The organism is Peribacillus kribbensis DSM 17871 (genome assembly GCF_000430765.1).
Classification (GTDB): domain Bacteria; phylum Bacillota; class Bacilli; order Bacillales; family DSM-1321; genus Paraperibacillus; species Paraperibacillus kribbensis.
The window spans coordinates 75,853-89,965 of record NZ_KE387245.1; the positions used below are offsets into that span (position 1 = coordinate 75,853).

The 14,113-nt window shown below is 41.1% G+C and carries 16 protein-coding genes and 1 tRNA gene; 6 read left to right on the forward strand and 11 right to left on the reverse strand.

What is annotated here, in order from left to right; genetic code table 11:
- Positions 1 to 194 precede the first annotated feature (194 nt).
- Entirely contained in the window at positions 195 to 1,436 is a 1,242-nt protein-coding gene (locus tag H539_RS29860; RefSeq protein WP_035324309.1) for an ATP-binding protein, read from the forward strand.
- Positions 1,437 to 1,490: 54 nt separating this feature from the next.
- Here H539_RS29860 and H539_RS0126870 read toward each other — a convergent pair whose 3' ends face one another.
- Positions 1,491 to 1,916 (reverse strand): DUF2621 domain-containing protein, encoded by a 426-nt coding sequence (locus H539_RS0126870; protein ID WP_026696097.1) that lies wholly within the window; start codon positions 1,914 to 1,916, stop codon positions 1,491 to 1,493.
- 240 nt (positions 1,917 to 2,156) lie between these two features.
- Between H539_RS0126870 and H539_RS0126875 the strand changes: the two genes are divergently transcribed.
- Complete coding sequence (locus tag H539_RS0126875; protein WP_026696098.1) at positions 2,157 to 2,573, forward strand: TIR domain-containing protein; 417 nt, start codon at positions 2,157 to 2,159, stop codon at positions 2,571 to 2,573.
- Between the two features lie 109 nt (positions 2,574 to 2,682).
- Here H539_RS0126875 and H539_RS0126880 read toward each other — a convergent pair whose 3' ends face one another.
- Positions 2,683 to 2,940 carry a hypothetical protein gene (locus H539_RS0126880; RefSeq protein ID WP_026696099.1) on the reverse strand — a complete coding sequence of 86 codons (258 nt, stop codon included), beginning with the start codon at positions 2,938 to 2,940 and terminating at the stop codon, positions 2,683 to 2,685.
- A 339-nt stretch (positions 2,941 to 3,279) separates the two neighbouring features.
- Here H539_RS0126880 and H539_RS0126885 point away from each other — a divergent pair.
- The 3 genes from H539_RS0126885 to H539_RS32505 all read left to right on the forward strand — a co-directional run bounded on the left by H539_RS0126885 (position 3,280) and on the right by H539_RS32505 (position 4,389).
- Positions 3,280 to 3,376, forward strand: a tRNA-Sec gene (locus tag H539_RS0126885).
- A gap of 389 nt (positions 3,377 to 3,765) precedes the next feature.
- Positions 3,766 to 4,041 (forward strand): hypothetical protein, encoded by a 276-nt coding sequence (locus tag H539_RS30440; RefSeq protein ID WP_155890298.1) that lies wholly within the window; start codon positions 3,766 to 3,768, stop codon positions 4,039 to 4,041.
- A gap of 198 nt (positions 4,042 to 4,239) precedes the next feature.
- Complete coding sequence (locus H539_RS32505) at positions 4,240 to 4,389, forward strand: hypothetical protein (protein ID WP_169816050.1); 150 nt, start codon at positions 4,240 to 4,242, stop codon at positions 4,387 to 4,389.
- A gap of 188 nt (positions 4,390 to 4,577) precedes the next feature.
- On the opposite strand, the gene H539_RS0126900 is transcribed toward H539_RS32505, so the two are convergent.
- The 5 genes from H539_RS0126900 to H539_RS0126920 all read right to left on the reverse strand — a co-directional run bounded on the left by H539_RS0126900 (position 4,578) and on the right by H539_RS0126920 (position 9,062).
- Entirely contained in the window at positions 4,578 to 4,892 is a 315-nt protein-coding gene (locus H539_RS0126900; RefSeq protein WP_026696101.1) for a hypothetical protein, read from the reverse strand.
- A 236-nt stretch (positions 4,893 to 5,128) separates the two neighbouring features.
- Entirely contained in the window at positions 5,129 to 6,841 is a 1,713-nt protein-coding gene (locus tag H539_RS0126905) for a CocE/NonD family hydrolase (protein ID WP_035324311.1), read from the reverse strand.
- A 28-nt stretch (positions 6,842 to 6,869) separates the two neighbouring features.
- Positions 6,870 to 7,784: a fumarylacetoacetate hydrolase family protein gene (locus tag H539_RS0126910; protein ID WP_026696103.1), complete on the reverse strand. Its 915-nt coding sequence runs from the start codon at positions 7,782 to 7,784 to the stop codon at positions 6,870 to 6,872.
- Positions 7,785 to 7,856: 72 nt separating this feature from the next.
- A complete protein-coding gene (locus H539_RS29870) occupies positions 7,857 to 8,630 on the reverse strand; it encodes an N-acyl homoserine lactonase family protein (protein ID WP_051348829.1) in 774 nt (257 codons plus the stop codon).
- Positions 8,631 to 8,663: 33 nt separating this feature from the next.
- Positions 8,664 to 9,062 (reverse strand): RidA family protein, encoded by a 399-nt coding sequence (locus H539_RS0126920; protein WP_051348830.1) that lies wholly within the window; start codon positions 9,060 to 9,062, stop codon positions 8,664 to 8,666.
- 308 nt (positions 9,063 to 9,370) lie between these two features.
- Here H539_RS0126920 and H539_RS0126925 point away from each other — a divergent pair, with 308 nt between their 5' ends.
- Positions 9,371 to 11,017: a PucR family transcriptional regulator gene (locus H539_RS0126925; protein ID WP_026696105.1), complete on the forward strand. Its 1,647-nt coding sequence runs from the start codon at positions 9,371 to 9,373 to the stop codon at positions 11,015 to 11,017.
- Here H539_RS0126925 and H539_RS33500 read toward each other — a convergent pair.
- The 4 genes from H539_RS33500 to H539_RS0126945 form a co-directional block, all read right to left on the reverse strand.
- Complete coding sequence (locus H539_RS33500) at positions 10,991 to 11,362, reverse strand: hypothetical protein (protein WP_155890300.1); 372 nt, start codon at positions 11,360 to 11,362, stop codon at positions 10,991 to 10,993. The genes H539_RS0126925 and H539_RS33500 overlap by 27 nt on opposite strands.
- Positions 11,363 to 11,593: 231 nt before the next feature.
- The gene (locus H539_RS31880; RefSeq protein ID WP_155890302.1) at positions 11,594 to 11,740 is read right to left on the reverse strand and encodes a hypothetical protein; all 147 of its coding nucleotides are present in this window, start codon (positions 11,738 to 11,740) and stop codon (positions 11,594 to 11,596) included.
- Between the two features lie 15 nt (positions 11,741 to 11,755).
- A complete protein-coding gene (locus H539_RS0126940; RefSeq protein ID WP_026696107.1) occupies positions 11,756 to 12,175 on the reverse strand; it encodes a hypothetical protein in 420 nt (139 codons plus the stop codon).
- Between the two features lie 183 nt (positions 12,176 to 12,358).
- Positions 12,359 to 13,849, reverse strand: a complete 1,491-nt coding sequence (locus H539_RS0126945) for a carboxylesterase/lipase family protein (protein ID WP_026696108.1) — start codon at positions 13,847 to 13,849, stop codon at positions 12,359 to 12,361.
- Between the last annotated feature and the right edge of the window lie 264 nt (positions 13,850 to 14,113).

The window sequence follows — 14,113 nt, forward strand, 5'->3', positions numbered from 1 at the left end:
CTCATGACTCCTTCATAGTCAAAGCCCTGCTTTTCATTGCGGCTTTGGAAGCGATATTTTCGGGATCATACATGGCTTCACTCAGGTTTTCCTGAAAAAAGATGGAAAATCATCCAAAATACCTCTTGAAATTATCACCGCCCATACTTTTGATATGCTATGATAGAAGCAAAAATTTATATAAGGGGCTGACCATGGGCTTCAGGGGACAAATCCTATTAATACTTATTTCAATTACTTTTACAGCCTATCAAACTGTGTTTGATCACAAACCATTTTTCACGCTGGATTTTTTAATTTTTACGTTAATTGCCTGGCTTGTCGGCGGGCAGTATGATCTTGCCCGCTATTATGCAAAAAAGGCCCGCAAAAACCTTGAGAGCTATAAACAGCTGATAGAATCGTTCCCGGAAGCGGTCTTTATTCACAGCGAAAAAGAAATCATTTACATCAACAATGCCGCCCTTGAGATCATGGGAGCATCTGATAAAAAACAAATCATAGGCAGACCGCTTTTCGACTTCGTTCATATTGAATATATTAACCGTATGATGGAGCGGGTCAAGCAGGCTAAAAAAATCAAACAGCCCTTGAATAATACTGAAATAAGGGTTAAGCGTCCGGATGGAACGTCCTTCTTTTTTGAAGTGTCTTCCCTCGCCATTGTGTTTGATGAGAAAAAGGCGATTCTATCTATCGGCAGGGATGTTACCGAAAGAAAGGAACAAACGGACCGGCTTCTGCAAAAATCCGAAAAATTGGCCCTGCTCGGGCAGATGGCTGCCGGCATTGCACACGAAATCCGCAATCCACTTACATCGATCAAAGGATTTATCCAGCTTTTTAAGGCGGACAATCTTAAAGAGGAGTATGTCGATATTGTCCTGTCCGAGCTTGAGCGGATCAATTCGATCGTTGGCGAATTTCTCGTTCTGGCCAAACCTTCTGCGGCGGTTTTTAAGGAACAGGATATTCGCTCTCTGATCAAGGATGTGGTCACCTTAATCAATACACAGTCGATCTTGAACAATGTCCAGATTTTCGTGGAATTTGACAGCGGGCTGCCAATGGTCAGCTGTGAGGAGAAGCAGCTGAAGCAGGTTTTCCTAAACCTGCTGAAGAACTCTATTGAAGCGATGCCCAATGGCGGAAGAATCGATGTATCTGTTAAGCAGAGTGACCCAGGTAAAATATCCATTAAAGTGAAGGATCAAGGAGTCGGTATCCCTAAAGAACGGATTCCATCACTTGGTGAGCCCTTTTATACTACAAAAGAAAAAGGAACGGGGCTTGGACTGATGACCTGCTTTAAAATTATTGAGAGCCACCATGGGGAATTACGTATCGACAGCCAGATGAATATAGGAACAACCATTGAAGTGATCCTTCCTACCATCAATCAGCCTTATTTAAAATCTTCATACAGCTATAACTGAGAAAAGGAAGCCGTTCTATGGCTTCCTTTTTCTATGCTCAGTGAGGCATCTACCCTAGAACAGATGCTGGTAAGGGGTTACATCCACCTGTCTCTGATTTAATTTTTTTAACAGGAATTTATGGTCGCGCTTCGGAGTGGCCATAATGTAGCCGCGTATAATCAAATCTTCAGAAATTCGGCTTGCCTTTTCCTTCAGCGCCAATTCACCGATTTTGCCGGCAATCTTCTGGCGGGCCACATCCCGGAAAAGCTCAGGTACCGGACTCACCAAATCCTCCAATAAGTCCTTTTCCCTCTGCTTCCAAAGATTGTTCGTTTCTTTTACATAATGCTCTTCCCAGTCCATGTCAGACAGACCGTCCTCCTTGGGAAGTTTTTTCAAAAATTTCCGGAACATAAAAAATCCGCCGATGGCAAACATCCCTACTAAAAAAACCACCCAGAACAGGATAAACCATAAGAACCAGCCGCTCAGCATATTGTTCATCCTATTTCCTCCTAAATAATACTATTCTTATTATATCTGCTCCCTCCTTGTTATTACAAGGAACTATTTTACGAGAAGAATCAGCTCTAATAATGAAGATAATTGATATTAAATGTAGAATATATGAAGAAAATTCATATAAAAATTGTAAGATTTTAGCACCATTCATACTCTGGAAAAGTTTGCTGGCATGATAAAATGTATATATTAACTCGTCAAGGAGAAATTCATATGAACTTTTATATTGCATCCAGCTTTATGAATATAGGAAATGTTAGAATGGTGGCGGAGCGGCTAAAATCAGAAGGCTGGTTTCACACCTATGATTGGACACAAAACGGAAGAGCAGATACCTTTGAACTCCTCTCCTCCATTGGCGAAAAAGGTAAAGAAGCAGTCAAACAATCTGACATTCTTGTCATTCTGCTTCCAGCAGGAAAAGGCAGCCACATTGAACTGGGAATAGCTCTTGGACGTGGAAAAAGGATTTACCTCTATTCCCCTAACGGTGAAATCTATGAATTTGATAAAACAAGCACTTTTTATCACGTAGAAGGCGTAGAGAAGTTTGTTGGGAGTTTTAATTCCTTTATGGATGATTTAATTGATAAGGAAAAGCGAATCCATAAGGTATATCTCAACGATTAAATGATGAAAATGAAGCAATAATAAAGCCCATTCCTCAAGAATGGGCTTTGTTCAAACGTTTTCAGAAAGTTCCTAATATCCTCAATTAGGAGAAGGTCTTACGGCCTCCTTATTCTTCTTCATCTTCAGGTTCATTCATTACTAAGAGTACCTTAGAAGAAATATCAATATTAAACTTAGAATCCCACGATGCTTTAAGAATGTTTATGGAATGATCAGCTACAGTAAATTTCAGTACCACATCGTCTTCCCAATCTAATAAAATGTACGTATTTGTTTCATCAATGAATACCTTAATGTCTTTATGTCTAATAACGGACCATCCGTGTATTAGATCTTTTTTCACCTGTTCTTTAGGAATATTCATTAAGCACCTCAATATTGGATTTACCACTAATTGTAATAGATACGTAATAGATGGACAATAGTTTAATAAAAATCTACCTTGCTTTTTCTATCGTTCCTAAAGACTGAATGCCTATCCCTTTTTCTTTGTAAGATTCCCACACTTCCAGAAGGAGTGGTTCCAATTTATCATTACGTTTAATTTAACTACCTTTTGTATTGAACTATTTATGACTTAAACTTGATAAGACCTATCATTTCAGATATTATAATACGTGCGCTGCTAAATGAGATACACTTAGGATGAGTTTAGATTACATTGTAGTATGCGTATAAAACGTTGAAATAACGGTGTATAAATGGGGTCGGAAGGGCAGCTGGTGCGCTCCTCGGTCTTCAAAACCGCATGAGAGGCGCGTGTCGTCTCTGGTGGGTTCGATTCCCACACGGTCCCGCCATTCCGTTCTTACTCTCGTAAGGGTTACCGATGATTTGACCGGTGATTTTTGACGGTGATTTGAGCGCTGATTTTATCGAAATACTTGCTCGGTTTCCGGGCGGTCTGAGAGAAGACCGTTTGAGACCTCGATATAAAACCGAATTAGACTTAACGCGAAAACCGTTCGTTCGGACTTATTCGAAAGGCGGTTTTTTATTATGTGTAAAACAGTACGAAAATTAAAGCGGGAAGGTGTTATGCCCCTCCCTTCCGAAAGTCTTGTAATGAGCGAAATGTTCAAGCAGTTCATGTTTTGAAGAAGGGGACGGCTTATCACGAAGAACGATCAAGGAGTATTACGTTCATCACGAATATCTAATGTGGTACCTAGGGCGCGATCTAAGTGCCGTGGAAATGACTACGGAATTATTCTGCGGCTGGATTAGGTTTATGCTTGAGGAGCTCGAGCTGGCGCCGGCCACTGTTAATATCCTCTTCAGGACAGTTCGTGCCTTCCTCCGGTATGCTTTCGAAGATAAGAGCTGGATTTCGGAATCGGTTCATAAACGCTTTAAGCCCGTTAAGGCTCCGATTGACAATGTTGAGGCGTTCTCTCCCGAAGAAGTAAAACAACTATTTGCCGCGATTAATGACGAGTCTATACCGGCTTCAGAACGAAAGTAATCGCTTTTGTTCTCCTAGATACGATGCTCCGGCGTGCCGAGCTAGTCGAAATGAAGCGCTCAAACCTCGATCTAAAAAACGAAACTATTACACTTGAAGCAAAGGTGTCTTTTTAATTACTTAAAACTGTCTTAATATAATGAAGAGTGGTAGGATTAAACCTGCATAGTAGTATTGCTATGCGAAGGAGCGCTGCCTATGGATAGAGATTTGGAGCGCTTGGTAATTACTAAAGAACTTGAACGCTTATTAATTGATTATAATTACTTTAGCGATAATCAAGTCAGGAATAGCATCTACGAAGATATACTCTTACTTCGCAAAGCGTTGGTCATTCTTTCTGACTAGCGCTCTTTTTTAAGCCCGCCGTTAGGCATTCGGCTCCGTAATAAAATAGGAGCAACAAATCGCTTCCTTATGATGGAAAGTCTAACGGTGGCCTCGTTCCGACTGGCCGGCCGGCTCTACTTCTTCTCATTCGAATTGCTCCTTCCGCAAATTAAAAACGCCAGCCCGAGAGCTGACGTTAACAGAATTTAAAGTTTCTTGTCAATTTGCTGGATAATTAAATTGTTGTAGTGTTTTTGCTGTTTACTTGCTTTCTCTTCTGTCTGGTCTCTGTTCTCTAATGCATTGAGCCTAGAAACCATTCCGTTATATCCGGTTCTCAGTTTAAAAGACTCAATAGTATCCTCAGAAGAATTAGTGTAAAAAATGACTTCGTCTATTACTTCCTTCTTTAGTCGCAATTCTGTAATTTGGTTTTGTATCGCTTCAAGGTCATTAGTAATTTTCGTATTTTCGCTCTCTAACTGCTCTTTCCAGCTGGCGAGAAAAGCGTTTGTATCCATATTTTAACACCACCTCCTTACCTAACTTAGTTCGACAAGAGAGACTAATATCCTTCTGGATTTTTTACAATAATTCGAATCCTCTTTACCGTCTACTTCTTCTCATTCCGATCCTCTCCTTTGCGATAACAAGCGTTCAACTGCCCCCTCTCAGGTAAGGAGCAGTTGTTTTTTTGTTTTCATGATTCTTTTATATAACATACTTTCAGCTGCATGCTTCTATTGATCTTGTAACCTCACCCTGGAATGATTGGCAGGATTATTTGAGTGGGGTGCTTCTCATCGTGATATATTTTTTGATTAGCCAGCCTGCTATCTGCATATGTTCCGTCTTTATCAATCCTAAACGAATTTAGATTTACGTCGAATGCAGGAAAATTACTGCTTGATAGTTCAATACGGATTCTATGACCTTGTTTAAATAAATTACTCGTATTACCTAGATGGAATCGGTATTCATATATTTCTCCCGGAGTAATTGGCTTCGGATCTTCATTTGAATCCTTATAACTGGCTCTTTGAATCCCTTCCAATAGATTGATGGCTTTTCCATCTGGGTGGACATCCACCAGTTTGACAGTAAAATCGGTATCGTTTGCAGAGGAAGAAGCATAAATGATCGCCTCAACTGGTCCAGTAACCTCTAGATCTTCCGTGAGGACTTCAGATGTGTAAACCAGTACATCGTTGCGGCCTTCCACGATTCTCTGGTCCTTAGGGCCCATCGGGGTCAGTGCCGCATTACAGCAGCTATGTCCTCCCACACTTGGTACTGGGTCAAGCGGATTATAGACATAGATATCCGGAATCTCCCGGGTTGGTTGGTGGACATCCAGGTGTCCATCCCCACTAAGTGAGTTCGCCCTTCCTTTACTATGAATATAAAAAGGCGTATAATGTGTTCTGGCTAATGGCCATTCCTTTTCCTGCCGCCACTTATTTTCACCCATGACAAAGATTGATACCGGCGGTTCATCCATAATGCCGTTCTCGTTCCCTTTTAACCAGTAGTCATACCAGCGAACCTGAATTTCATCAATTACATTATTGGCTTCTTCCCCAAAATAAATGTCTCCGACAAAGTTCGTCCACGGCATATGATACCAAGGGCCGATAACTAGTTTTTGATTCTTATTTAATTTAGACGTGCCGATGTAATTCCGGACTGTCCCTTCTATGAAAATATCATACCATCCGCCAATGTGCAGGGAGGGAACCTTTAATTCGCTATATTTATTCCCCAAGTGCCATTTTTTCCAGTAGTCGTCGAATGTCGGGTGAGAGAGCCATTCATAATAAAAAGCAGTAATATCTGAGTCTATTAACGGGTGGTCGGTAAGCGGCAGGTGATCGTATTCTTCAGTTATAGTGGTATTTATCTTCATTAATTGACGAGCAGCTTCTGGCTTCCCTTTTCTCATAGCCTGATCCAATGACAGAAAAGCAGACCATGATTGCAAAAAGGCAAGATTGGTGGCACCATGTTTATAAGACCAGTCCTCGTAATAACCGTCATTGGTAAAAGCCGGGGCAATGGCCGTTAGTCCCTCGGGATTTTCAACAGCTGGATGTAATTGAGTGGCCCCCACATAGGAAAATCCATACATGCCTACTTTCCCGTTAGATCTAGGTAAATTTTTCACAAATTCAATGGTATCTAATCCATCTTCGCGCTCATAATGAAAAGGATTGAATTCTCCTTCCGATGCATATTTCCCTCTGGAATCCTGTGTAACCACAATGTATCCCTGTCTGGCATACCACTCTGGATGCAGATAACTCATAAACTCGGAATGCGATTTATCATAAGGGGAACGCATAAGCAAAACAGGAAATTTTTCATCCCCTTTTGGATAATAGATATCTGCAAGTAAAGTGACGCCATCTCTCATAGCAATCGGTACATTGACTTCAGTCTCTACTTCATAGATTTGATTAAGATCAGCCATCTTTCATTCCTCCCGAATATAACAAATTCTAATAGATTGCAGCGGACTTTCTTTCTCCCACCCCATTGGTTAGGGTACCAAGATTTTCGACTTCTACAACAATCTCGTCCCCCGGTTTTACCCAAGGTTTTGATTCCATCCCTAGAGCCACTCCCTCTGGTGTTCCTGTTAAAATCAAGTCACCAGGGTCCAAGGTTATATACTTGGATATATATGAAATCAATACATCACATGAAAAAATCATGTCTGCGGTAGTAGAATTTTGTCGCATTTCCCCATTAACAAAACAGCGAATCGATAGATTATTTGGATCTTCAATCTCATCGGCAGTTACCAGATATGGGCCAACAGGGCACCAGGTATCATAACTTTTGCCTAACAACCATTGTCCAGACCGCATCTGGAGATCCCGGCACGAGAAGTCATTAGCGTTTGAATACCCGAAGACATGGGATAGGGCGGCTTCCCTGGTGACATTTTGTGCTTTCTTGCCAATGACGATTGCCAATTCGGCTTCGTAATCGAATTGGGATCCGTCTTCTGGAAGGGAAATTGTTTGTTCGTTACCCGATAATGAATTATTAAATTTACTGAATAAGACCGGAAACTCAGGTATCGTCATGCCTGATTCCTCTGCATGACGCCTGTAATTGAGCCCTACACAGATTATTTTTCCAGGGGCCGTTACACTAGGACCAAATGTTAGCGAGGATTCCTTACGGAGCCACGGGACGTCCGTTTTCTCTTCCTGAATAACTTTCATAACAAAGTGATCCAGTTTGGATTTAGCAGCGTCATCTCCTCGTATTAACTCATCCATCGTAACCGGTATGTCCGGTTCTCCCCCATTGTTGGTTTTGGCAAGGGCCACATCAATGATTCCGCTCTCTGTTTTAACCCCTAAAGTTAAACCCTTGGGGGAATGAAATGTAAGTAAGCGCATACAAAAAAACTCCCTTTCAAAGAGGTGGGAGCTTACCTTTCTTAAAAGTAAGCTCCACTCAAATAATAAACATTAGATAATTCTATCGCCATACTTTTCTTCTACTTCATAATCGTGGGAAGCAAGTAGGAAATCAGCATCGTTGCATGCCCGGGCTACTGCAGCCATTTCATCCCGTTTCGTCCAGTAATGGTTTCCGCTTGGCCAGTAGTTCCCATAAATTTCCCTGTAATGGCGGGTCTGCAATCCAATATTATAAATGGCGTCACTACAAATCACCGCTGTCCCTTTTGATGTTTCTACATATACGAATTGCATCCCCGGTGAGTGGCTTTTCGCGAAAGCACACTTCACTCCAGGAACTACGCTGATCGGACCGGATTCCTGCCCATCCAAAAGCCATAATGAGCCAGGTTTGTAGAGACGCTGAAACATATGTTCCATATCTTCATAGACATATTGCCCTCCCATTACTCCGCTGAATCCCGCTTCCATTTCTTTACGTTGAATTACCGCTACAGCCTCCGGAAACTTATAGACGAGGCCTGCATGATCTAGATGTAGGTGGGTAAGAATGACATGACCAATATCTTCCGGCTTTACACCATGTTTTGCGAGCTGATTTTCAAGCTTTTGCTCTTCCGTTTGCGTAGCCTTCATCCCCAAACGGCCCATAATTTCGGTGGTACGGAATCCCGCATCGACCAAGATTGGCTTTTCCGCCCCTAAAATCAGGAAGGCATAGGTAGGTACCTTTACTGTTGTGCCTGGTGCATGCCCTAACACTGTAAAACTGGCTTCCGCTTCAATATCTCCAAGATTCATGATTCGGATTTCTAATGACATCACCGTTTCTCCCCTTTTTTATAAAATGTTTTTTTATTCTTCATTTATGATGGCCATACACTCCGTTTCAACGGAAATACCATCCCAGAGTCCTGCTACCCCGACGACAGCCCGTGTTGGTGCCGTTTTTACATCGGGAAAGAACTCTGAATAAACCTTATTAAACGCCTCAAAATCACCGATGTTAGCAAGATACACAGTAACCTTCAATACACTGCTTAAAGACGAACCTCCAGCCTCAATGACCGTTTGCATATTTTTTAAAGTCAAACGTGCTTCTTCCTCAAAATTGCCGCGTAAAACTTCTCCGGTTTTATGATCAATAGGTCCGTTGCCACCTACGATTAATAGGTTCTCGAATCTAGTAGCCGGAGAATACTGGCCAACCGGTTTTGGTGCATCATTTGTCCAAACCACTTCTTTCGTCATCATGCCTTCAGCTCCTTGATCTTTAGTATGCCTAGCATATCATTTATAATTTTCTGAATCATCGAACAAAAATCCAAACTAATAAAAGATTATTTGGACATATGTACAAAAAAGACTTGAATGCTATTCTATTGAATGGTGTCTCGGTATTTTTTTTCTGCGTAATTAACAGGACCAATCTACCATATTTTACATAAAACCCCTCTTTAAAACAGTGAATTGCAACAGATATGGGTATATAGAAGGGATTATTAAAACATAAATAGAATAATTATTTTAATTGATTAATTTATAGATTGGAGGTGCATTCGATGATCACACTTCGTGAGATATTGAAGATGCCTTGTCTTACCAGGGCACAAGTTATTGCTGGAGCTTCCGGTTTAGATCGCCAGGTTTCATCGGTAACCGTGACGGATGTACCTGACTTCTTTCAATGGCTCCGCGGGAATGAGTTTATTTTAACTACTGGTTTTGCTTTTCAAGGTAATGCTGAAAGTTTAGTCCAAAGCATACCCTTTCTTAAAGAAGCTAATGTAAGCGGTTTAGGTATTAAGTTTAACCGCTATTTGACTCAATTACCGGATTCAGTTGGCAAGTTAGCTGATGAACTAGGAGTGCCAATCATTTCCATCCCCTATGAGTGCTCCTGGACAGATATTATTAATCCAATTATGACGGAAATCATCAATATGCAAGCGGCTCAGCTCGAACGTTCAGATTATATACGAAAACAGTTGATTGAACAGGTACTCGGCCATGGAGGGCTTCGGGAAATAGCCCGTTTATTGGGGGAATATGTTGAGAATCCGGTGGCGATCATCGATTTGGCCTCCAACCATTTGTTTTCACATTCTAAAATGCCAACTTTACCGGATAGCAACCTCGTTTCTGGACTTTGTCTCCCTGGGAAAGATGAGACATCTACAGTGATTCAGGACATTCCACGAATTTCACACATACAGGGTACTAACCCCCGGGTGGTCATCCCGATTGAAGCCCGCCAAACAAAGAACGGTTATATTGTCATGTTGGAGCAAAACAGGCCATTTTGTCCTGAAGATGTCATCCCCCTTGAACAAGCAACAATTGTTGCTGCTTTAGAAATTGAGAAAATGGAAGCGCATCGAAAAGCCAAACGAAATCTGAGACATAATCTGCTTCGTCAAATTTTTGAAGATGATTCATTCTCTTACTTAGTGGCCAAGATGTCATTCCAGGAAGTGGGTTGGGAATTAGGAGAACATTATGTTGTCTCAGCCGTCGATATCACAATGAAAGAGAGCAATTCACCTCAACAATCGATAAGCGCGATTTGGGAGGTAAAAGAGTATATTTTACGGAATTGTACGCGTTTATTTTCTTCAAATGTAATTGGTGGCCTGGATGGAAGACAGCGATTCATTTTTCTTCAACCAGTAAATCCCGAAACATGTACCAAGGCTGAAATAGAAAAGGGAACGAAAGAATTGAAAACCGGGCTTGCCCGCCTACTAGAAGATATGGCACAAGAAACCATACTAGACATCGGAACAGGTCGGTTCCATAAAGGATATAAGGGGATTCAAACAGCCTACAAAGAAGCGGTTCAAGCTTTACAGATAGGCTCACAGATATTTGGCCAAAATCGTATCACACATTTCTCCGACCTTGGGTTATATAGGATTTTTCATCACGAAGCAATACGGAACGAGCTGGAATTATTCTTCCTTGAAATGCTCGATCCTCTTATTTCAAACAAGAACGATCATAAAGATCTTCTCGAAACTTTGCGGGTCTTCCTAGAAACGGGAGGGAATTACCGTTTAACGGCAAAGAAACTATTCCTGCATCACAATACCGTACGTTACCGAATTGAGTCCGTGGAAAAGCTTTGCAAAGTGGATTTAAAAAATGAAAATGATCGGCTGCATCTGGCCATCAGTTTAAAACTAATCCCATTGTTTAGGTACATATAGCTCCTTGTCTACCAGCTTTAAATACTGGCAAGCCGGTAAAATCAGAAAACATTGAAAACCTACTAAAAAGGTTTGTTGCGGTAACGTATCAAACGAATCTGAATTAATTATCTTATTTAAACAAACAAAACCCCCTCTGCCTTCTCTAGTAGCAAAGGGGATTTTCCTGTATAGCAATCTTTTAGGAATGAGAAACAATAATCTCCATATTTCCTTCCATGCTAAACTCTCCGTTGTCAGACGGCAAAATAAAATGGTCTCCTTTTTAATCGTATAGCTTTCTTCACCAGAAAAATACTCGGCTTCCACAAAAGTGCTAACCGTAACACCTGATTTCTCTTCCACTTTCATCTCGTGAATCTAATTTTATGAAGCATCGGCATCCCTTAACATTTCCAAAAGTTATTAATAATTAATCAATAAAAAATGCAAACCCTTTTTACTGGATTTGCATGACTTGTCGGTAACTATAAAAGTGAATACTAGAAGACTTTTTTCCTTTTTAAAAGTATTGATATTGGTCACATTTTGGTAACATACTTCAAATAATCATTAATTACAATAAAAGACTCAAAATCATCCGTTCAAATGAAATTCCTCATTATAAGAATAATAAGGCCGCCGCAAAATATTAATTAATGCTTTTGCAAGGGTCTGGTCCGATTCATTCAGCAGATCCGCTTTTAATTTTAGTGTTTTATAATATTGAACTCTGTCCTTCATAGCTTGTCCCCTTCTTCACCACATTCTTCCCGTAAGCATGGTTACCCTTAGAAAAGTAATTACATTCTCATCCTCAAGCTGTATGGGCGTATTTAAGTCCTCTATTTCTTCTTCCCCTATGAAGACCTTGTACAATCCGTCTTCAAAGGCAGTAATGGAGATATTGATAGATTGCTGTAATTCCTGCTTTTTATTTTCATATTTGTGTGAAAAGCCGACTTTACCGCTCGATGCTTTCGATTGAATATCGCTGGCTGACAGAAAACCCAAAATCTGTTTGGGACCTTCTCCAGCATTATAGTCATCAACATTCTTTATAACAATTGCTGTGATAAGTTCCCTAAGAGAAGAGGGTCTTGTCGAAAATTTAAATAAAACTTGCTCTATATATCTGTTTCTTTTTGCGAGGCTTTTCACCTTTATATAAATTTTCATCTTTATCCTCTTTTAGCAATTCTTTCTTTTTATCCATCATATAGCAGAGCATGCGGCTGCGGCAATCATGGAAAAATTTCCATTTATCATACTAGCAGTGTTCATTGAATCGAATAATATAATAAGCTGCTCATCCACTGAGCAGCTTAATTTTGTTATTATATTATTCCGATAGCATGCTAGTTATTTATATTCCACCGGCCCCATCGTTTCTTCCCACTTTATCCGATCCATTCTGTCTGGATCCTCAACCATTTGACTTGTTACGTTAAAAATTATCGTAGACCGATTGTCTGCATCATACCTTGGCCAATCTGGAAGGGCTCCTGTATTTGGTTTCCCCTCGCGTGCAAAGCTGATCCAGGCCTGATGCATTTGATTAGCCAGAAGCTGCCTTTCTGGTGAGGAGCCTGTAAAGTTTTCTGTATTTGCCTTATCCAGTGTATTCCATACAAAAGGAATTTCCAGTGCATGCGTTGCTTTTAACGCGCCTCCTAAAACGGGCGTTTCCCAGTCAAAGCGATACATCCAGACTGAAGCCCCTTGCTTCACCTGCAGCTCTGCCAGCTGCCGGGCCGGATATGTAAAAATCTTCATGGTAAGCAGTTTATTGAAAAGATCTTGGTCGAGCGGACGGTCTTCCATAAATTGAATGGCAATCAATGGGGCCTGCGGTCCGAATGCCTTTTCAAAAAAAACGGCAGTCATCTTTTCATCAGCGTTCTTCCACTGAGGATCAAATACACTGAAAATCTGCCACTCATCTTTATTTGTACCAATTAAAATAGAAATATCCCTTGCAGACCCTTCTGCTATAGCTTCTTCGGGGTGTTTTGGTAGTGACACACCATCAACAACAGGTCCTAGGCTCATGGCAGGGACGAGATTAGAGACTTCCACCAGCTGTTCAACCGGCAATTTATCTAAAACAGAAAGATTGGCTGGTTCAACTTGCAAAGCCGATAATAGATGCTTTGCAATTTTTGCAGCTTTTTCGGAGGAATGGACATTTGCTGCAGCACCGCTTTGCAGGATCGCTTTATGGAAAAGACCTTTTGCTGCCGGGAAGCCGAGCAATACTCCAATGCTCATGGCACCTGCAGATTCACCGAATATAGTTACATTCTCCGGATCTCCGCCAAATTCGGCAATATTGTCCTGCACCCATTGCAGGGCTGCCACCTGATCCAGGATTCCGCAATTCCCTGAAGACGCATATTCTTTTCCACCGAATTCCGCCAGGTGAAGGAAGCCTAATATCCCCAGCCGGTAGTTAATCGTTACGACTACAACATCTCCCAAGGAAGAAAATGAAGCACCGTCATACCAGCTGCTTGAGCCAGAACCGGAAACAAATGCACCGCCATGGATCCAGACCATTACTGGCCGTTTCTTATCATCCGCTCCAGGTGACCAAACATTTAGATATAGACAATCCTCATTCATATTCGATAAGTCATTCCCTAAAAACTCCATAATATCCCGCTTGGATTGCGGGGCTGCAGGAGAGAATGAAGATGCATCCCGAATCCCTTCCCATGAATCCGGCGGTTCCGGGCTCCGGAAGCGCAGCGGGCCGACTGGAGGCTTTGCATACGGAATTCCTCTCCATACCAATACTTCATCTAAATGTTCCCCTTTAACCCTGCCGTAACTGGTTCTGACAATCGTCATTTATTAATCTCCTTTCTATTTCCTTTCATTCATGGAACTATCTATGATGCTATTATTTGTATTCTATACACCAGAGCATTTTCCTGTTATTTCCACCTTATTCGGGAACGAAAAAAGCTGTAAAATGAAGGGATCTGTCGATTGTTTTTCTTTTCTATTACAATTGAAAAAGATTTAGCAGTTTCTGTTTCAATCCACAGAGGATACTGTTATCATTGAAAGAAAGAATCAAAATTATCTAGGGTTTTTTTGACTTTTCTTAGT